26 protein-coding genes are annotated in these 18,848 nt (G+C 55.2%); 2 read left to right on the top strand and 24 right to left on the bottom strand.

What is annotated here, in order from left to right:
* Window positions 1-8: 8 nt before the first annotated feature.
* The 21 genes from trbB to ACOYA6_RS21185 form a co-directional block, all read right to left on the bottom strand.
* Complete coding sequence (gene trbB, locus ACOYA6_RS21285; protein WP_181726326.1) at window positions 9-608, bottom strand: F-type conjugal transfer protein TrbB; 600 nt, start codon at window positions 606-608, stop codon at window positions 9-11.
* Complete coding sequence (locus ACOYA6_RS21280) at window positions 598-819, bottom strand: hypothetical protein (protein ID WP_258559865.1); 222 nt, start codon at window positions 817-819, stop codon at window positions 598-600. Before ACOYA6_RS21280 ends, trbB begins: the two co-directional genes overlap by 11 nt.
* Before the next feature lie 70 nt (window positions 820-889).
* Entirely contained in the window at window positions 890-1,672 is a 783-nt protein-coding gene (gene traF / locus ACOYA6_RS21275; RefSeq protein ID WP_181726315.1) for a type-F conjugative transfer system pilin assembly protein TraF, read from the bottom strand.
* Window positions 1,669-3,528: a type-F conjugative transfer system mating-pair stabilization protein TraN gene (gene traN / locus ACOYA6_RS21270; protein ID WP_422655346.1), complete on the bottom strand. Its 1,860-nt coding sequence runs from the start codon at window positions 3,526-3,528 to the stop codon at window positions 1,669-1,671. Before traN ends, traF begins: the two co-directional genes overlap by 4 nt.
* Window positions 3,525-4,142, bottom strand: a complete 618-nt coding sequence (gene trbC / locus ACOYA6_RS21265) for a type-F conjugative transfer system pilin assembly protein TrbC (RefSeq protein WP_422655345.1) — start codon at window positions 4,140-4,142, stop codon at window positions 3,525-3,527. The genes traN and trbC overlap by 4 nt, the downstream gene beginning before the upstream one ends.
* A gap of 9 nt (window positions 4,143-4,151) precedes the next feature.
* Window positions 4,152-5,153, bottom strand: a complete 1,002-nt coding sequence (traU, locus tag ACOYA6_RS21260; RefSeq protein WP_422655344.1) for a conjugal transfer pilus assembly protein TraU — start codon at window positions 5,151-5,153, stop codon at window positions 4,152-4,154.
* A 74-nt stretch (window positions 5,154-5,227) separates the two neighbouring features.
* Window positions 5,228-5,437 (bottom strand): hypothetical protein, encoded by a 210-nt coding sequence (locus ACOYA6_RS21255; RefSeq protein ID WP_333854385.1) that lies wholly within the window; start codon window positions 5,435-5,437, stop codon window positions 5,228-5,230.
* Window positions 5,438-5,512: 75 nt separating this feature from the next.
* A complete protein-coding gene (locus tag ACOYA6_RS21250; protein WP_422655343.1) occupies window positions 5,513-6,037 on the bottom strand; it encodes a hypothetical protein in 525 nt (174 codons plus the stop codon).
* Window positions 6,028-6,324, bottom strand: coding sequence for a hypothetical protein (locus ACOYA6_RS21245; RefSeq protein WP_172693784.1), 297 nt, complete (start codon window positions 6,322-6,324; stop codon window positions 6,028-6,030). The genes ACOYA6_RS21250 and ACOYA6_RS21245 overlap by 10 nt, the downstream gene beginning before the upstream one ends.
* Complete coding sequence (traW, locus tag ACOYA6_RS21240) at window positions 6,321-6,956, bottom strand: type-F conjugative transfer system protein TraW (protein WP_148569923.1); 636 nt, start codon at window positions 6,954-6,956, stop codon at window positions 6,321-6,323. Before traW ends, ACOYA6_RS21245 begins: the two co-directional genes overlap by 4 nt.
* Complete coding sequence (trbI, locus tag ACOYA6_RS21235; RefSeq protein ID WP_148569922.1) at window positions 6,953-7,357, bottom strand: type-F conjugative transfer system protein TrbI; 405 nt, start codon at window positions 7,355-7,357, stop codon at window positions 6,953-6,955. Before trbI ends, traW begins: the two co-directional genes overlap by 4 nt.
* Window positions 7,354-9,954: a type IV secretion system protein TraC gene (gene traC, locus ACOYA6_RS21230; protein WP_422655342.1), complete on the bottom strand. Its 2,601-nt coding sequence runs from the start codon at window positions 9,952-9,954 to the stop codon at window positions 7,354-7,356. The genes trbI and traC overlap by 4 nt, the downstream gene beginning before the upstream one ends.
* The gene (gene traV, locus ACOYA6_RS21225; RefSeq protein ID WP_422655341.1) at window positions 9,951-10,514 is read right to left on the bottom strand and encodes a type IV conjugative transfer system lipoprotein TraV; all 564 of its coding nucleotides are present in this window, start codon (window positions 10,512-10,514) and stop codon (window positions 9,951-9,953) included. The genes traC and traV overlap by 4 nt, the downstream gene beginning before the upstream one ends.
* A 57-nt stretch (window positions 10,515-10,571) precedes the next feature.
* Complete coding sequence (locus ACOYA6_RS21220; protein WP_422655340.1) at window positions 10,572-10,967, bottom strand: hypothetical protein; 396 nt, start codon at window positions 10,965-10,967, stop codon at window positions 10,572-10,574.
* 30 nt (window positions 10,968-10,997) lie between these two features.
* On the bottom strand, window positions 10,998-11,459 hold the full coding sequence (locus ACOYA6_RS21215; protein ID WP_422655339.1) for a hypothetical protein: 462 nt from the start codon (window positions 11,457-11,459) through the stop codon (window positions 10,998-11,000).
* Window positions 11,453-11,893, bottom strand: coding sequence for a hypothetical protein (locus tag ACOYA6_RS21210; RefSeq protein WP_422655338.1), 441 nt, complete (start codon window positions 11,891-11,893; stop codon window positions 11,453-11,455). Before ACOYA6_RS21210 ends, ACOYA6_RS21215 begins: the two co-directional genes overlap by 7 nt.
* Window positions 11,894-11,903: 10 nt before the next feature.
* Window positions 11,904-13,307, bottom strand: a complete 1,404-nt coding sequence (gene traB, locus ACOYA6_RS21205) for an F-type conjugal transfer pilus assembly protein TraB (RefSeq protein WP_422655337.1) — start codon at window positions 13,305-13,307, stop codon at window positions 11,904-11,906.
* Window positions 13,304-14,044 (bottom strand): type-F conjugative transfer system secretin TraK, encoded by a 741-nt coding sequence (traK, locus tag ACOYA6_RS21200; protein WP_181726304.1) that lies wholly within the window; start codon window positions 14,042-14,044, stop codon window positions 13,304-13,306. Before traK ends, traB begins: the two co-directional genes overlap by 4 nt.
* Window positions 14,045-14,055: 11 nt before the next feature.
* Complete coding sequence (locus ACOYA6_RS21195) at window positions 14,056-14,640, bottom strand: type IV conjugative transfer system protein TraE (protein ID WP_181726303.1); 585 nt, start codon at window positions 14,638-14,640, stop codon at window positions 14,056-14,058.
* Between the two features lie 5 nt (window positions 14,641-14,645).
* Complete coding sequence (traL, locus tag ACOYA6_RS21190) at window positions 14,646-14,948, bottom strand: type IV conjugative transfer system protein TraL (RefSeq protein WP_172693773.1); 303 nt, start codon at window positions 14,946-14,948, stop codon at window positions 14,646-14,648.
* A gap of 3 nt (window positions 14,949-14,951) precedes the next feature.
* The gene (locus ACOYA6_RS21185; protein ID WP_172693772.1) at window positions 14,952-15,305 is read right to left on the bottom strand and encodes a type IV conjugative transfer system pilin TraA; all 354 of its coding nucleotides are present in this window, start codon (window positions 15,303-15,305) and stop codon (window positions 14,952-14,954) included.
* 197 nt (window positions 15,306-15,502) lie between these two features.
* Here ACOYA6_RS21185 and ACOYA6_RS21180 point away from each other — a divergent pair, with 197 nt between their 5' ends.
* Window positions 15,503-16,144, top strand: a complete 642-nt coding sequence (locus ACOYA6_RS21180) for an Arc family DNA-binding protein (protein WP_422655336.1) — start codon at window positions 15,503-15,505, stop codon at window positions 16,142-16,144.
* 38 nt (window positions 16,145-16,182) lie between these two features.
* On the opposite strand, the gene ACOYA6_RS21175 is transcribed toward ACOYA6_RS21180, so the two are convergent.
* Window positions 16,183-16,569, bottom strand: coding sequence for a relaxosome protein TraM (locus tag ACOYA6_RS21175; RefSeq protein ID WP_172693770.1), 387 nt, complete (start codon window positions 16,567-16,569; stop codon window positions 16,183-16,185).
* 610 nt (window positions 16,570-17,179) lie between these two features.
* Here ACOYA6_RS21175 and ACOYA6_RS21170 point away from each other — a divergent pair.
* Entirely contained in the window at window positions 17,180-17,719 is a 540-nt protein-coding gene (locus tag ACOYA6_RS21170; protein WP_262660939.1) for a lytic transglycosylase domain-containing protein, read from the top strand.
* Window positions 17,720-17,746: 27 nt separating this feature from the next.
* Here the strand turns inward: ACOYA6_RS21170 and ACOYA6_RS21165 are convergent, their stop codons facing one another.
* Both ACOYA6_RS21165 and ACOYA6_RS21160 read right to left on the bottom strand, forming a co-directional pair.
* Window positions 17,747-18,568, bottom strand: a complete 822-nt coding sequence (locus ACOYA6_RS21165) for a DUF932 domain-containing protein (protein WP_394854202.1) — start codon at window positions 18,566-18,568, stop codon at window positions 17,747-17,749.
* A gap of 11 nt (window positions 18,569-18,579) precedes the next feature.
* Window positions 18,580-18,848 (bottom strand): hypothetical protein (locus ACOYA6_RS21160; protein ID WP_422655335.1); only part of this gene is annotated, 269 nt, incomplete at its 5' end.

The following is an 18,848-nucleotide window of genomic DNA, read 5'->3' as shown; positions in this document are numbered from 1 at the left end:
CGGTTGTATTACTGAGGCGTGAGCTGGGAGCTTGCGGGCATCGGCGGCAACATGCGGGGATCGAGGTTATCCATATCGGCCTGGACCAGGCTGGCCATGCGGCTCTCCAGCGCCGGCATGTCCATCACTCCCTGCGTCAGCGGGTACGCCTGCAGGGTATTGACGTTCACCACAAAGGCCGTTGGCGTGGCGATCGGCAGACCGTTACCAAAGAAGGTGACAATCTCGTCAGCAATAGGTGACGCCGGGTCTGTTTTACGCGGTACCAGCGGGTGCGGCCAGGACACATCCCCGCCGCCGTCCAAAGTGTACGGGTAAACCCGGATATTGTGCTCATCGGCCCATTCTTTCAGCTGCGGGTCAAACTTCGCGCTGTACTGGCAGTGGGCCTGCATAAAGAGCACCACCGCGTAGTCCTTCATGTTGGCCTGCCTGCCATCCGGCAGCTGCATCAGACTTGGGGGCGGCACAACCGGGCTGGCAGCAGGAGGAAGAGCAACCGTCTGTACTGCTTTTTCCGCTTCAAGGGCCATCAGTTCTTCCCGCACCCCGGCATGTGCCAGCACCGGCAGTACCATCAGAAGTGCCATCAGGGTTCTACATTTCATGGCCGGATACCCCATCATGCTTTGCCCGCTGTGCCCTGAAGGTGCGAATACCGCCCTGAACCACCATCCCGGCTGCGGCGGCCCACAGCGCATAACTCAACCAGATCAGGCCGGTCTGTGTCATCGTGACGGACAGTGTCATCAGCTCGCTCAGTACGAGCGCCATCATGCCCCAGAATATGAGGCCGGCAAAAAAACTAACGTTCATCATGGTGCTCCTTTTTATGCAGACCAGACGCATCGCGGTTGAGGATGAAAAGTGAATTTGACATGAAAGGCTCTCAGGAATTGGGTTTAAAGCCAGTGGCCACGTTGAGGAATCGCTTCGACAAATCGTCCTGGGTCATAAAGCCCCAGGACAGTGCCCGGTAGTTTTTGCTGGCCGGATCCACGAGGAACAGGGCCGGGAAATGGGTGATGTTCATCGCACGGGACTGCCCGGTATCCGGGCGACTTTGCGGCAGCGTCGCGGCCACCTGTCCGTCCACCGATACCGGGATGAGTGATATCCCGTTCGTTTTCGCAAAGCTGGCCACCACGCCGGCCATCTGCACATCGATCGGGTCGCTGCCCCGGTAGAAATAGAACAGGCCATACTGGCGGGACAGCTTCGTGACCGCATCCTGCTGCTTCTGCTGATCCCGGGTCTGCACAAAGGGGGCCATGCTGTTGTAGTGCGGATATTCCAGGTTGTAATCCAGCTCCGGGTGACTCAGCTGCGCGGCCGCAAAGGACTGGCTGAACATGGAGGCCCGGTCGGTCCAGAATTTCTGCCAGCGCAGAAACGTTGCCGTGTTCTCCCGGGTGGGATACAGGATGGCGCGGTTAAGCGCCTCCATTGTGTAACCCCGCAGCACCTTTGCCTGCTCCTGTGCGGACAGTTTACTCAGGTCAGGCAGGGTCTGCGGTGCAGGCGGCCGGGGTTTTTCAGGCCGCGACGGGGGATCTTTCGGTTCGTTGTACCAGAACCAGCCCGTGAAGGGTTTGGCTGGGGTGATGATTTCCTCAGCCATGACCGGCCTGCTGATAAGGGCGATAAACAGGATGCTCAGAAGATGTTTCATTTCCCTCCTCCCTGCTGATTGACCTGGGCGGCAATGCGGTCCTTGATCTGCTGCACCTGCGCGCTGGTATCCGGCACGCGCTGATTGTTCATCAGGTCTTCATAAAAATCGGAGAAGTTAATCAGGTCAAAATTAATGGACTGCAGCTCCGGTACCGTAATGCCCCGGCAGTCCGGGTTGTCACCGCTGCCGAAACGCACGCCCAGCTGATCGCGGCGGCCCTGCTCCTGAATAATGCGTGCCAGTTTTCCGTCAAAGACACAGTACACCTGACTTTTCTGGATACAGGCACCGAGAACCTGATGATCGCAGCGCTCCCCGACACTGACGGTGATTTTTTTGGCCTTCGCTTTTCCGATTGCCATTTCATCACTGTTACACGCCGACAGGCCTGCGTCCTGGCCCCATCCTGAGTCCTTGCAGCAGTTGGAGAAGCCGGCGAACGCCTTCCGGCAGCTCATTGCCCTGCCGGTAAAGGCCCTGACGTTAATCGTGCTGTTCTCGTCACGCACATCCTCAGCGGCAGAGGCCAGGCCGGCCAGCTTCGCCACGGCAGTATCAAAACCGTTGCTTCCTGCCCCGTTGGTGTCATCACAGGCGCCTGACTTACAGATATAATCCCCGCCACACACCAGGCCACCCGACTGGTACGTGGTCTGGCACTGGTAGGTGTAGTCTTTATGCGAACAAATCCCGTCCACAAACTCAGAGCACGTTTCGCCGGCTTTCGTGCAGGATGCATTGCTCATCAGGGAGGCGCAGGTGCCGGTAGTGTTCTCACTGACCAGGTAGGTATCGGTATACTGCCAGCAGTCGCTGTGAACGGTCTGGGTCTGGCCGTCAACCACAACCTGCCGGTCACCGCCGGGAATGGAGCAGACCGAGCCGGTTATTGTTCCGCCAGGGCTTGCCGGGCAGACAGACGGCGTGGACGTTGACGCAACCCAGACTTTGATGGTCGTCACAACAGTTATTGTGACGGTGATTTTTGCAAGGCCGCTGTTAGTCGGGTACTTCTCCGACATAATGGTTCCCATCATCATATCGATGTATTCAGGCACGCTGTTGGTGAGGGTTCCCCGAAGCAGGCCATCAGCCGGGACAGTCTGCTGGGCGACATTAATGTCAAAGGTGTTGTCGACATCCTTCAGCTTCTTCGATACCCCATAAAAATTCATGGTCGAGCTGTAAAATGGATTCCCTTTGTTGTTTTTCTGGGAGGTGGTGACAGACCCTTCCAGCATCGTTGCGCCGGGTTCATTCAGTGGCAGACTGAACTGAAGTGTCTTGTTATCTATTTTTTTAAATTTCAGTGTTTCTGGCGGGATCACGATCGTTTTAGACGACACCCGCTCCTCATAATGGCCGTCTATTTGTGTATCACGGGTACAGCTTTTAGATACCGCCACATCCGCGCTGCAGTTGTAGTTCTGAAAAGTGGTTTTCGATACTGTCACTTCATTGCACTGTTGTGCCGTTCCGTTAAGCACCCCGTCAGCACTGGCTTCCGCATTTTTACCGATGGTGATAAACGGCGCGTTCGGATCGATAGCCGGTACCGGATTGGTATTTCCGGAACTGATAACCGACTGCGCCGCATCATTGCCCGAAAGTGCAGCCTGGCCTTTGTTGGCCAGCCCGCCGTCGCCCCCCGTGACGCCGTTGTAATACCCTTTTTCTGGCGGATTCGGTGTATAGCCGGGAATGGCTCCCGTTACCGCTCCGGGATTGTTGAGGCTACCGGTGCCTGCCCCGCTTTGGCTTTTGCCAAAGCTGGCCCCGGCATTAAACCCGTCATCAGCCGCAGCGGGGAGTGCCGGGAGTAACAGCAGTGCAATCAACGCGAGATGTTTCATTTACTGCCTCCCGCCAGAATCTGCCTGGCCGTCGCCGCGCAGTCGCCACTGCGGGCCACTTTCTCCAGCGCCTCCTCCAGCGGCAGGCTGCCTCGGATCACGTCATAATGTCCCGGGCAGGTCACAACCAGCGCCGGGACCACCCCGATGTGGTAGTCGCTGTACAGGGTGGGATCAATCTGTACTCCGACCGCCTTGTCCTCTTTGCTGAGTTCGAATATCGCCGCGGCCGTCCGGCGCATGTCGTTATTCAGCAGCCCCCGGATCGTCGCAGGGATACTGAAACGCCGTGCATCCTGGAGCATGGGCAGCAGCCCCTCACGGGGAATACCGAGACTTACAAAGTAAATGGCCGGAAACGTACCGCGCTCAGCCTGCCCTGACTGCTGTGCGGCTATCTCGCCCTGCAGACGGCTAATCAGATCGTTCTGCGCGGCCGGCAGGGTCACTGTCTGCTCACCCAGGGTATTTTTGAATGCGCTGAATGCCTTTTCCTGCGAGGTGATCCATGCCTTATCGTGCGACGTGAGTTCAGCGGGTTCACTGGCCCCGGAAAAAGGCGTGCAGCAGGTCAGAACGCTGAAGAGCAGCGCCCGGAGATGAGCTGTTTTCATATTCAGTCCTTACAGAAAGACGCAGTTACGTTTGCGCCAGAAGAGATAGCCGAAGTTCTTTTTGGAAGAGGGAGAATTGTGCGTGGTACCCCACAGCTGGGTGCTGGCCCCGAAGGGATGGCAGTTGCCGGTTTCGGGATACATATTGACCATCTGATAACGCCAGCGCTCCTTCGGGATGATCGGTGAAGGGTACTGGTTACAGACGGCGCTATCTGCCCCGACAGAGTTCCAGACCAGACCTTCCCGGTGCATCTTGAATGCCATCCGTTCGCTGACCAGCAAAGACGACTCAAGGGGGGAGAACTCTCCGCTGGTATACCCTGTCAGGGGATAAATGGACCCCTGGCTTCCGGCACACCAGAACAGCGCGGATACCGGCACCCCGGCGGAACTCGATACGGCATCAGCCGCGCAGGCTCCCTGGGCGACCAGGTTACCGAACAACGCCGCTTCCGGGTTAATCAGCATCGACAGCGTGCTGTCATTCCAGAGGGGATCCACTTCCGACAGATACGCGATATCCATATCCCCGGTCTGCAGGCAGCCGAGACTGGTAATGATATTGAGCCAGAAAATGAGCGGATATTTATACCAGTGGACATGGTAGAACGTTCCGGCAGCAGGCCGGTCACTCTGGCCCGCCGTTCCGGTCCCGGTTCGCCCGAGATTGATTTTGAACCCGCCCATATTGACCATGACGCCCGGCTCACGGGTCACGTCCACCATCGCCATCGGCTCCCAGAATCCGATAGCCAGGCCAACACGGTACAGCACCCCGACCGGGCAAATCTGGATGGGTGACGACGGGTTTGCGGTATCCCGCTGCGGCCCGGAAGCCAGCTGAATATTGCCGAGTGACATCGGGAACAGGCATTTCCAGCACACATCCGATATGGGGTTAACCCAGCGCCCGTCACCGGCATTGCTGGCATGAGCCGCAGGCGCAGGCTTCAGCGCCCACAATACCAGGGCAAGACAAAAGACAGAAAACCGGGAACAGGATTTCATGGTAATCAACTCCGTGACAGCCGCAACCACCAGACGGGTGAGAAGGCCAGTGATAAAAACGAATGGATTGTGGCTCAGTGCGTGGCGGCTTTTACGATGATGGCCAGACGCTGTTCCCGCGACATTTCGTACAGGGCGAGAATGGCGCCGCGAAGCACGGATGAAGGGCTGTACAGCGGGTTATCGGTGAGAATTTCATCCAGCCGCAATGCCGAATGTTCGTCATGGCGTACCGCTGTGATGGGAGAAGTCCGGCCCTTTTTACGGTCAGGGTCTTTTTTCATGTCGTTACCTTTTCGTAATGAGAAGAAAGCGGGACGGGATCAAGCCCGCTGGAAGGGGGAGTGGAGAAATAAGGCTTACCGGGACCGGGTGATGTACCAGCCCTGCCGCTCACTGCCCCGGATAAGCACACTAAGCCACATGCCGGTGTACCCTTCTTTCGTTGCGGCATCTTCGCAGGCGTTCATCGCCTGCTCAGACAGGGACGGTGAGGTATACCCCTGGCGCGCCCGGAATATCTGCCGGCTGATGACACGCCGGTCGGTATCCGGCAACGCCATGCGCAGCGATTCGTTGCGCGTCAGTTCGTAACCTGCCGCAAACAGGGCCTTTTCCATTTCAGCCAGCATCACCTGGTAATACTCCCGGTTGGCGAAGGTGTACATGGCATCGGCATGCTGGCCACTGCCAAATGCCGGAATGACAGGTTTTACCTCCCGGCAACGCCTGTCACGCCGCGCCTCTGCAAGATACTGCAGCGCCAGCCACCCGCCTGTCAGCAACACCACCGCCAGGATACCGGCCAGGCTCTCACTTTCGCGCAGGCACGCCATCACGCCCTGCAGGCCATCAGCGGGAGCCAGGCAGCGGATCACAGCCATAAGCCCATCTCCGCCATTTTTTCCCGGATAAGCCCGACAAGGTAATCAGGGAAACGCTCATCCCGGCTTTCCGGTTCGACCAGCTCCATATCGTTTTCACTGAGCCACCGGAACCAGGCCTGGGTGGCGAATACCGGGTTCCATGATTCAATCTCCGGATACAGCGCTTTCAGTCGTTCCGCCGTCCCCGGGCGGGTGATTCTGTTTGCGGGTTTGCGCTTGCGGTCATTGCCGGGCGCGGCGTTGCGCATTTCGGGGAACAGGTCACCCAACGTTGTCGATGTCATTTTTTTGCTCCTGATACCGGAATTTCTTCCACTTTCAGCACGCGTCCGTCGCGTGAGATACGGGCGGGGATACGTTCAAAGCCAAACTTGCGGGTCAGCACACCGGCCTGATCAAAGAAGATGCGTTCATCCAGTGCATCACTGACGTCTTTGATATTGCCGTTCACCAGGATCACCTTAAAACTCACCTGCCCGGCGATCTGCTTTTTCACCCACGCCAGCTGCTCTTTATCATCGCCATCAATGAAGAACAGCACTTGGCTGTAAGGCACTTTGTCCAGCGGGTTCACCTGGTCACCCTTGCGGGCAATCAGGTTGCCCTGCGTGTCGGTTATGGTTTCCCTGACGGTGAAGGTCGGGTCAAACGAAAACGCACGGTAGTCTGTCGCGGGCGACAGGCCCTCCACCGGTGCCGGGCGAACGGCATGCTTTTTTACCCGCTCCGTTGCCTCTTCCCTGAGCCTGTCCAGTTCCCCTGACTGTTCCATGCCCTGCAGGCGGCTCTGAATAAACAGCAGCATGTCCTGCTCGGCAGGCTCGAAGACGTTGCCCCAGGTTCCCAGGTCTTTCGCCCCGCAGCTGGCTGACAGCGTCAGCAGCGCCAGGGCCGTCAGCAAGCGTTGTGCTTTCACAGCCCCTCCTTCACCCGCCGGGCGATATCCTGCTGAATCTCTGCGGTGATATCCGTCTGCGCACTCATGACCGCCGGCTTCACCAGAATGATGCCGTTATGGTCAGCCTGCCAGGCGGCCAGGCTGTCTGTCAGCGCCGCATTAAAACGCGTCGTCAGCAGCCTGGCCTTGTCCTCATCCATCTGCAGCCGGGCCGACTGCTGCATAAAGAGGTCAACCGTGCCCTTCATGTCGAACACCACCACTTCCGGCGTGGTATTTTTCATTACCACACAGGCAATCCCGGTCAGGACGAGCTGGGAGACCAGCACATACGCCGCTATCTTTATCCCTCTGGACGACAGTCTGCGGGTCAGTTTCACGCGGGCTGTCTGGTCGTACTGTTTCTGGTTGTCTGTCATGCTGCTTTCACCCACTCTTCCAGTTCACGAAGTTCATCACCGAACTTCTTCTCAGCCAGCAGATACGCGGCTTCCTCTGATGTGGCACCGGCCTTCTGCGCGTTCTGCATATAGGCGAAGTCCTCACCGCGCGAACTGAACATGGCGCGCGTAATGGGGTCGACAAACAGACGGTGGAACGAGCTGAACTCGCCGGCACTGATAAGCAGGGAGCTGTAGCCGGTCTGCAGGGCGGGCTGGAAGCCACGGATAACCTCTTTTTCCATGTCCGAGAACTGATCCGGGTTGTCGGAGAGGTACTGCTTGAACGCCCTCGCATCCTGCAACAGCGTGATTTTGGTTGAGCTGTTGTTCCAGGCGGCTTCCGCTTCCTTACTGGCACTGAAGTCCTTGATACCCTGGGTGATGGTGATGAACGAGCCGCGGTGACGGCGCACGGTGCGGTAGCCGGTTTCGATAAAGCGGGCCGCGTGCGGGTTGGAGCCGCCGAGTAGTCGCCAGGCTTCGTCGATGATGCAGACTTTCTTCAGGTCGCGCGGGCTGTGGTACATCTTTTCCTGAATCGCCAGGATGAGTGAGAACAGGATGGAAGACAGCAGCTTCGGCTTATCTTCAAGGCTCAGCAGCTCCAGCACTGCAAAGCGCGTTTCGCCATCAAGCGTCGGATTGTCAGCGTTGAAGTATTCGCCGTCCGGCCCCCAGGTGCAGTAAGTTTCCAGCAGCATGGCCAGTTCCGCCAGGCGGCTGATGATGGTCGGCTTGTCGGCAAACGCGCCGTTCACGTCCGGATGGGTCAGGTAGTTATGAACGTCATCGATGCGGGCACCCTGCTGCTTTTTCTCCCAGGCGTCCATCACCGCCTTCTGCAGAATGGCCTCACACACACCATCAAGCGGCTCAGTAGGGCTGGCCAGTACCGTCAGCAGACGGACAATCCCCTCAGCGGAGTGCTTGATGTCCTTAACGTTGGCAAACGGGTTAAACCGCAGCTTCGCCCCGTCAAGATACACACCGCCGGCCTGCTGACAGTAGTTCTTGTAGCTGTCGCCCATGTCGATAACCCAGGCGAAACCGCCGGCATTCAGGACGTCGCGCAGAATGCCCTGCGTCAGGAATGACTTCCCGGCCCCGGAGGTCCCGGTCACCGCAATATTGAAGTTGGTGCTGCCGTTCTCCTCCCCGAACATGTCAAAGAACGCCACCTGGTTGCGGTAGGTGGGCAGTGGCATGCCCACGTGCGACAGCTGACGCTCAGCCACCACCGGCATCAGGTTCACGGCATTCCACGATTTGCAGCGCAGCGTCGCCCCGGTCATTTTCAGGTCCTCCCACATCCCCTCCTGCATCATGAACGGGAAGCAGGCCAGCCAGTTACGCATCTGCTGGTACTGCACCGTCACCATCTCCAGATCGTTCTTACGGAACACGTTCACGGCGGCCAGTTCACAGGCCTGCGCGTCCGTATTGTTATCCGGGGTGAACAGCGTGAGGTTGAGGTAGGTACGGCAGAAGGCGATCTCATTGCTGGACAGCTGCTCGCGGTTGCGCCGCCATTCATCTGCCGCGCGTTTGGTTCCCGGGAACAGCTGGCCGTAAGCCGACGCGGCTTTCTTGGACAAATCCATGTCCTTACGCAGCGCCTCGTTCTGCGTGGCGGTCTGCTCCTCGAGTTCTGTGGTCCAGGTGAGCATAAACGGACACGGGATCCCTAAATCAGGGAAGCGCAGGTTCTGCAGGTTATCGGCCCCCTGCCACAGGGCGAACCGCCGGGGGTTTTTGTTGAGCTGCATGTTGATCACCCGGCAGGTTGACGCCGGCAGGCGCGTCCCTCCGGCATCAATACTTTCAGGCAGTTCAAGGCGAATATGCGACGGGCGTACCCGGACATCGATGGACGGGTCAACAACCTGACGGTTGAGCTTTTCGTCCTCGTTGTACTCACCGCTGGAGGTCATGACCTGATCCTGACGGTAGTTCAGCATCTCGCGCATGGCAGACAGGAACGCGTTCACATCCGTGTTTATGGAGTCGATACGCGCTGCGCTGAGTGAAACGCGGATGGTGTTCCGCACCTGCACCAGGTCATCCATGATCTGCTGGGTAAAGCGTTTCGCGGGTTTACCGTACACAATAAAGATGCGGTAGTTTCGCAGATACAGCGGGTATTCCCGCTCGTTGGCCAGTCCCTTCAGCGCCGAGCGCTCCCAGAACGCGCGGGTGATTTTATTGAGGTGATCGGCCATCTCACCCTTCCACATGTCGGTGCTGACGCCACGGGAAATACGCTCCCCGACACACTTGCTGGCCAGCAGAATGACGCTGACCGGCGTTTTGCGCGGCAGCTTCTTGCGCAGCATGTCATCGAGGGCGGCGATCACCTGCTCGTTTGCCCCCGGCAGCGGCGCGGCTTCCAGGATAAACCCGGCGGTACCGGCATTCACGAACAGCTCGTTGGCCTCATCGTAATAGCGGTACGGCAGGGCGGCGACCAGGGACGGATAGCCCCATGTCTGCTGAAGGTTGGCCCGGGCCGCCGCCGCCCCGTCCTCCTGCTTCCGGCCTCTGACCAGATCCATCAGGCTGTCGACGACGTTCATTCCCCGCCCTCCCCAATCACGCGATAGCTCTCATCCCAGTGGGATTTGTTGCGGACAAACTCCACCACTGAGGGCTGGTGAAAGTTGTCATCAGTGTCCACCCAGGGGGCGATCCACAGGCGCTGGGTGGCATCCGGAATACGTTCAGCCGTTACGCGGCCTGCCGTGTTAGCCCGGGTCACTGTCGTCAACGGCGTGACATAGCCGGACGTGACACGTGGTGTGCCGGTAAGGCCCGCATCGCCGGACGGCGCGGTCGTCAGCAGACGCGGTGCAGGCTTGGTGGATGGGGTTCCGGTTGCTGCGACAGAAACAGGACGCCACGGATTAACAGCGGGAGCCGTGTTACGCAGTGCCGGCAGGGTTTCACCCGCAGGCTTTTTTGCAGCTTTATCGGCCGTCAGGTCGTCCAGACTTTTACCCTGTGCAGCCAGTTTGTTAGCCTCACCGGTTGTCAGGCACTGGTCGGTCGTCGTCTTGTTGCAGTCGAAATCAGAATTCATACCGGCGCAGCCGGTCAGCGCGCTGCACAGCAGTGCAGCACCCATCAGTGTTTTCATGGGGTAACTCCGGTTTTAATTAAGGGGTGTTCAGGGAGGGATAATGCTCAATACGGATTAACTGTCGATGCGATTCACAACAATGAAAAGTGCCTGCAAAAAAGTGCTTGCGGCCACGCCGCCAAAAAATAAGTCCAGCGTCAGAAAGTTCAGGTTCATCTGGATGAAGCCATAAACACTGCCCAGTATCAGCATCACGATCCACGGGATGACTGAACCGAACATAAGGGGCAAGTCATCGTCTTTTTCAAAGGCATAGCCACTAAAGAACACGAGGAACACGTTTATGAGCAGGAATACTCTCCAGTAGACCCAGCCTTTATCACCCAGGCCTTTAAGGTTGAGCGTTGCCCACACTGTTAGCTCGATGGTGAATACCAGGGCAGGAATAAGGGTATGGCGATAGTTATACAGGATTTGGTTCAGTGACAATTTTCTGACTGTCGTTGTCATTTCATCTCTCCAGCGCTAAACATACGTAAGTCACTCAACCGACCTTACAGCGCCTGACTGCTGGCGAGTGGCCAACGGCCTGGAGTGCTGCTCCCGGTTCAGATAAATGTCCCCTCTGGCTTGCGAAAGGTTTTCTTTCTGCCATAATCGCCGGTCGTCACCCTTGCCCTCTAAATTGACTTCCTGCCGTAAGTAGACAAACGCATCCACAATCCGTCCGAGATAGTCATCAACAGAATATGCGTAGCCCCGTGCCGGGCTGTCATAGTTCTGCGTTAAGGGCATGTGGGCATCGTGGAGAAAATGTCTGAAATCCTGTTGCGCCTTCCAGGCCGGATAGTTCCCGGCATAAAAATAAATATCGTTAATAAATTTCGTATAAGGACTCAGAAGCTGTTTCAGTTTCTTGTTTTCTGCATATACCCCTCTCATTTCGTCTTCTGTTATGCCCCCCAGGGCTTTAATCAGCAATCGTCTGACCCGGTTCAACATAACTCTCCCCTTACCTGTTCAACCTCAATGACTGGCCCTGCGCTGGTTTCAGCATCGAGCCATGCCCGCAGATCGTCCTGTTGCAGCTTTCCGGCTACCAGCATGGCCATGCATAAACGGTGATACGCTCCGGGATCCTGCGGCCGGTAAACCTTTAACTTTTTGCCGATGACCACTGGCCAGTCGGTGGATGAAAGGGAGGCCATCGCGAACGCCGCCAGGCCGACCAGCACAGTATTGAGTCCGAAAATACACAACGTCTTCTGGTTAGCCGATAACTCAGCCAGGAAGACAAGCAAGGCACCGGCCAGAATCATCCCCCCGCTAAAGTACAGGCTGCATATCCCGCTCTTTTCACTCCCGGACCAGGTGCGCCAGTCATTCTGAATCGCCTGCAGCAGCGCCCTGTTTTCAGGGCTGTCTGTCACACTCATCTGAGCCTCCTTAATTGATGGTGTCACCGAGGCGCAGCTGGCTCGCCTGACGCAGTACGTCATCCGGGTTGATGTTGCCGACGGAAGTGGTGCTGGTTGTCGTCTGGCTGACGGGTTCCGGGGCAACAGCGTTGTGCGCGGCGGTACCGGCTTTCTGCAGTTCCTCTTTCGCCTTCTCTTCCTCAGCATCTTCCAGCGTTTCAAGACGGAAACCTTCCTGGAACACCACCGTGACACGGTTACCCGCACCAATATCAATCACAGGATGGTATTGCTCGGCGCGTTTGATCCAGTACTGGCTCAGAGTGTCAGCAGCCTTGCTTGCCCCGCCGCCGAACCCCTGCTTGAACACGTCACCGGCGCTGACGTCCGCTGTGGCACCGAGCCCTACGGAAGGTGTGGCGGCAGACTTGATGCCTTCCCCGAAGCCGGACAGCATGCCCGCTGCACCGGCGTAGCCGACAATCATGCCGTTACGCATGACCGGTTTTCCGCGAATGCCTCCTTTACCCTGATAGCTGACGTGACCATTGAACGCCATATCGACGTGCTTGCCATTTTTCAGCACGCAGCTGATGGTTTTCGTGCGAACCTCACCGCGTTCACTGGAAATATCCCCCCAGATTTCACCCACCACAAAGCAGCCCTCTGCGCTGTACTCTTTGTCGTTTGGCATCTGGATGCTCCCCAGCAGGCGGAACGTCACGGGACGGGTATTCTGCTTGCCGGTCACGCTGGCGTTGGCGTCGGCACCTTCAATCATGATGGCGTCAGAAAAGGAGCCGGACGGGATCCAGGGTAACTTCGTGGGTTTCTTTTTAAGCTTGTCGTAGCTGAAGGTGGCGGTTGTCAGCCCGCCGCTCATATGCTGCCCGCTCCCCCCCGGATAGAATCCTGCGCCCTGCCCCCTGTTCAGCGTACCAGTGGCGGCCGGTGCGCTTGCGGGGGTGACGGTGTAGGCATCGGGTCGGGGCTGGCCTGCAGCAACCGGCCCCGGCAGGGGAATGCCATCCGGACCGGCAGGTGGTGTCTGCTGGCCGGATGATGTGGTGCCCGGGGGAGTTCTCTGCAGCTGCTCAGTCAGGCGCTGGATTTCCGCATCCTTGTCGGCCAGCTTCTGCTCCGTGGTGAGTTTGTTCTGGGTGACCTGCTGTGCAAGCGTTCCCAGCTGTGCCTCGAGCGCGGAGGTTTTTGCCTGCTGCTGCGCCAGCGCGGACTGGGCAACCTGCTCGTTAAACGCGGCGGTAACGACGCCCGCCATATTGGGGGCGGCGGCAGGCGCGACCTGCTTTTGTTGTTCCTGGTGGTGTCCGTACCAGACCACGCCCCCGGCCGTGGCGGCGCCGGTGAGAACAACGCCCGCCAGAATGGCGAGCTGGGTGCGGCGGGTTTTCAGGTTTTCATTCAGACTCATGAGTGTGGCGCTCCGTCATCCGAGAAGACAATCCAGGCGTACCCTTCGCCACCTGCGTAAAGCTGGTTTTGCGAAAGCATGACTGCCCTGACGCCCCTGAGCCAGAAATCCCGTTCACGCAGACTCTGCGTCACGTTACCGGGATTGGTCATGCGAAAGCGCACTACCCGAAGATGATGCCCCACAAACTGACGTTCCGGCGTGAGACGAACTCCGGTCGGGGGCGCGTAGGTTTTCATACGACTGACCGGGTATTCCGTGTAGTCGTCCGGAACCTGGCCATTAGCAACGGTACGCGCCAGGGTGACCAGCGTTTTTTCGTAGGTCTGTCCTTCCTCCCAGGTTCTGGCGTCGTCATTCTTACGCACGGGAGGAGAGAGAGGCGTAAACCGCAGCGTTTTACCGCTCCCTGGCTGGGGCCTGACATTAAGGCTGAGTGATGAACCGTGATCGGTCTGGATGAACAGTGTGAAGTTCTGCCCGACAAGCGGGGACAGAATGAGGGCACCCTCTTCGGTGGTGCTCTGGTCATAGGCACCGGAGGGTCCGCTGATGCTGGTAATCAGTTCCCCGTCGACAACAACTTTATTGGGACTGTTATTGCTGAGACTGACATTAAAGGCGGCGTCATTCTCAAACGGGATGGCAGCAGGGGCGGAAGCGGCCCGGAGGCCGCTGGTAAATAAACCTGTTGCCAGTAACACAGCAGCAGCTGCCGGTGAAATGCGGTGATTCATGGGCAGTCCTGTCAGTTAGTGGTGGTGACCGGTTGCAGCTCCGAGAAGTCCAGAAGGTTAACCTGGCCGTTCTCGTAACGTATTTTGAGTCGGTAGCGCTTTTCCTGGTCGGCCAGTGGTGTGGTAATGGCTCCGTTGGTGGTGGAAGATTTCAGCGTGCCGCTGAACTCGACCACACCAGGTTCTGCCATCACGCGAACTTCACGGGTATCGAACCGGGTGGTGATGCCTCCTTTTTTGATGCGTTCCGCTTCAACATCCAGAGCCTTTTTGAGGAGGTCACGTTCAGTTGAAGGGACAAACCCGAGCAGCATCTTCTGGTTGTTGTCGATGTTTTCCGGACTCACGTTCAGCCGCCAGTAAATAAAGGAGGTGGCAAACATGGTCATGCCGGAAGCATCGGCACCAGAAGAATCGGAAGCGAAAGGCTGGTTATAGGACATCGGGGTGGTGATAGTTTTCTGGGTGGTGGCGAAATACCATGCCAGCGACCCCGTCAGTACATTTCCCGCCCCCAGAAGAAAGACTAAGGAGGAAAGCCCAATAAACGCATAACTGAGCTGTTTATCACGCTCACCTTTAACCTGTAACTTCATGGCGATTAAGCTCTCCAGTGTCGGAAACTGGAATCAGGTATCTGGCGAAAGGCGACTTTGAATAACAGAGTTGGAAGATACCAGTAGCAAAAATTCAGCAACCAGTATGACCCCTGCCCTTTTTTCAGATACCTGACCAGGGCCCAAAGCAGGCCCGCAATTACGGTAAGCTCAGTTGACATATCATTGAGTACACCGAGCAAAATCAGGGGGGCAACAATAATAAGTTCATCGAGAGGCAAACCTAAATAACGGTCCTGCTGATTGAGCGTTTCCGGGAAGTAGTATTTATCTTCTTCCCCACTCATCTTTTAGCTCGCGATACCGAAAGCAACACGGGTAAAGATAATCGCCATAACGATGCCGACGAATACCAGAGGAGAACGGGCCTTAATATAAATGAAAAGCCCCATGATGATTTCGGCAATATAGAACCATTTCACCAGAGAGGAGCCTGAACCAAAGGTGCTGTTCACGGTGGTTTGCTGAGATGAAAGTAAATCAGTACCTGCCGCCAGTACCGGATGCGCGACCATAAGTGAAATTAAAACCAGGCCCCCGTTTTTGACGAATTTCTTTAACTGGCGGTTTTCACGCGCCTTACTGAATAAAGACGCTACCGCCCGTCCCTTCACGATGTTAAGGGCATTACCTTTAATGGACATGCTTGTTTTCTCCGAAGTAAACAAAAGTGATGTGCGCAAGTCGTTGTTTACGCACGCGATATTGTCCCATGACCTCAAAAAAAAAAAAACTGTGACGCATGTCACACTTTTAGATATCTTTCGGATTTATCTGAATATAGAAGTGCGTAGGCTTGATTGTCTGCCAGGTGGCTGGATTGCAACGGGGATCTACAGCTATGAAAGTTAAAGAAAAAATGTGGGAAGGCCGTGGCCGGCCGCGCAAGTTCCAGCCGGGTGAAGCGGTGGAATGGCGGCTGCGTATACCGGATAATTTGCTAATGGAGCTACGAATATGTGCCAGAGCAGGGAAAAGAAGTGTTAACGATGAAATTATTGCCCGCCTTTTATTATCCCTTAATTACCAGCCTGATGTGCCTTTGATAAAAACTGCAGATGCAGAAAAACTGATTTCTCTGGCTGTGAAATTTGAGTTATGGCTGAATGAATTACTGGATGCAGGGGGTGAAGGTAAGGAGGAAGAAAATAGTAACCGGCCCCATGAAGAACTGCTCTGGATGTGGCGGGAGGGCGCAAGAACTTTACTTCCCGGAAAAACCACAGGTTACAGTATGCGTATTCCTGAAAATCTTGCAGAAGAAGTCAGGACAATGGCCAGGGTGCATGGTCGCAGTCTGAATGACGAAATGCTGACACGACTGATGAGTACGCTGGGTTATTTTACCGCCCGCGTTCTTGACCAGAACGAGGATGCGCAGGCGCTGAAAGTGCTGTGTATGGAGTTTGAAGTCTTCTTAAAAGAAAAAATATCTGATGCGGAGAAGAGCGGGCTGCCCTGGGATAAAAACAGCCCTCAGTGATCGATGGCGGCCGGATTGATTTGGCCGCCAGTGAATTTCTACTTAGAGACAAAATGCTGATTACCTGCATTATCCTCTGCATCGTTAATCGCGCTGATGCTTTGATTAACCAGCTCATCCAGTGACCCTCTGTATTGTTCACCTTTCACCGAAACAAAAATTTCAGATACAAGAGCAGTTAAAATCATAATTCCTTCCCGGGAACCGGACACTTTTTGTATCAGGTCACGACGAAACCCTTCAAGGTCAAAGACTGATGCTTCATCTTTAGATTTGTAGACCATCAACCCCAGACGAACGAGTTCATTAACCATAGAAGAAAAGTTCATGTCTGAGGATGTTGCACCCTTCTGAATCTCAATATCAAGAATATCCTGAATTTCGCGGTCTATTTTATCTTTAAAGTAGATGTTCTTACGAGGCATCTTATTTTCCTGTAGTTTTCACACAGTGCCTGATGCAGCACTGCAAGGTTGTAATTTGTCTGTGAGTGGCTATGCCTTATCGGCCCATTAAATAAGACAGAGCGAAAATGATGTGTGCTAATCCGGCACTATCATGTGTGCTAATCCGGCACCATAGGGTGTGGGGATACGGCACTGTTATGTGTGGGGTTCCGGCACTGTTTCATTTTAAGTTACTCTAATTATTAACTACACACAATCCCCACACTTTACAGTGCCGTTACAGGCACTGCTGTGTGTGTTAATCCGGCACTGCAATGTGTGGGGTATGACACACCTTTTATGCCTATACACTTAAATCCCGCATTACTGGTTATCTTATCCACCTGAATTTAAAGATAAAATCTGCAAGACAACGTCTTGCGTGGGGTGTGATGTTTTAAATGGTTAGTAAAGAGCGGCTCTGATATACCTGCTCCGGTCTGGTTTTGTTTATTGTGGGGGGTTGGTAAACATGTCACTAAAAGCGCTTCCGCGCGTTTGTAGGAAATTAACTTGATTCCGGTGATCTGCCGGGGTATTTTTTAGAGCACCTTCCACAGCGCCTTATATTTCGCTAAAAGGCATAAACATGAAAATATCGTTGTTCCCCACTGCCCTGCTTGTAATGTCATTGTCTGCGGGTGCGGCTCCACAGATGTGCTTTGACCAGGCAGGAAAGGATTACCAGATTGACCCGCTGTTGCTGATGTCAATTTCTATTAAAGAAAGCAGACTGAAACCAAAGGCGATCAACGGATCGAATAGCAACGGCACAGAAGATGTCTGCGGTATGCAGGTGAACAGCTCCCATTACGGAAAACTTAAAAAATTTAATATCAGCCGGGAAAGGCTTTTAAATGATCCATGTATTTGCGTGTACTCAGGCGCGTGGGTTCTGGCGCGCAACTTCCAGTCTTACGGAAGAAACTGGGACAGCGTGGGAATGTATAATACGGGACCGAACAAAAAGATGATTGATCGCCGTCGTGCGTATGCCCGTGATATCAAAAATATATATCGGGTGTTACTGGCCAGAAAAGATATTCTTGCACAGCGTGCCGGGGGTTCGGGAGAGATGGTCGGCGGTGCCGGGGTAAAGACGGATTCGCCTTCGATATTGGCACAATAAAAAGCCGCTCATGAGAGCGGCATATTTTCAGGCCTTCAGCTTTGCAAATTCTTCCGCCATTTTCCACAGCGCCTGATTCAGTTTAATATCACCATCAATGCCGGTGACTTCACGCGTTCTGGTGCGCGATCCTTTCGCCGTCTTACCGGAAATCCCGCCCTTGATCACGTTTTCCTGAATACGGTTAAACGTGGTCCATAAATCGGGGCTTTTGTCTTCCCAGCGACGGGACTGTAATAACTGGTCAGGAGTGACAGGGGAATGACCGCCATCATATTTATATTCCAGCGCAGCGGCGCTTAAAAGACGCTGTTCCGGCTCCGACAGCTGGATGCCTTTCATCAGGTCAATATTTCCAGAGACTGTATCGAAGGTTTCCAGAACGGTATAAGCACCCTCAATAACCTGCCCCACAATATCCCCTTTGTGAGGGACTTTAATCTCGCCAAAATTTTTCCAGGCGACCAGACCATTTGTGCATATCTGACGGAACATGCCGGGGATCATTTTGTAACTGCTGGAGCCATCATGGCTGTTCAGCAGAATAATTTCCGGGACTTCTTTACCCGCGATTTGATCATGGCGACGCAGGCGTAATAAGTGTTTGGTGAACTCACGTTTTTCAACATCGCGGGTTCGTGACTGCGTGGCATAATAAGGCTGGAAACCTTCTTCACGCAGGCGATCCAGAATTTCAATGGTCGGGATATAGGTATAGCGATCTGAGCGTGATTCATGTTTCTCGGCAGAAAATGCGCTCGGCACAATACGCTGTAATTCGTCATTGGTCAGCGGGCGGTTCTGGCGAATAGAAGTAGGTGCGCGGTAACGGTTTGCAAAGCTGATCATAATATTCCCCTTTAATTAGATTTGACTGAAGTTAAAACACGGAAGAAATTTTCTTGCGGCAGCGTAATAGCGACCGGCCAGCTGTCCACAATCCAGATCGAAACACGTTCATCGCTGTATTTATTCAGCATGATCATTTCAAGGCCGCATGCTGGCGGTGTGAAAACGGCTGGCTGCGGTTCGCCTTCGGTTGCTGCCAGTACCCAGCAAAACAGCTCGGTAAACTGGGCAACGGAAAGGGTTGAATCACATCTTCCGGAAGATTCTTGAGCGGCGGTTT

It is taken from the genome of Leclercia barmai (assembly GCF_049312895.1).
GTDB classification, from domain to species: domain Bacteria; phylum Pseudomonadota; class Gammaproteobacteria; order Enterobacterales; family Enterobacteriaceae; genus Enterobacter; species Enterobacter barmai.
This window is presented reverse-complemented; position numbering and strand designations above follow the sequence as displayed.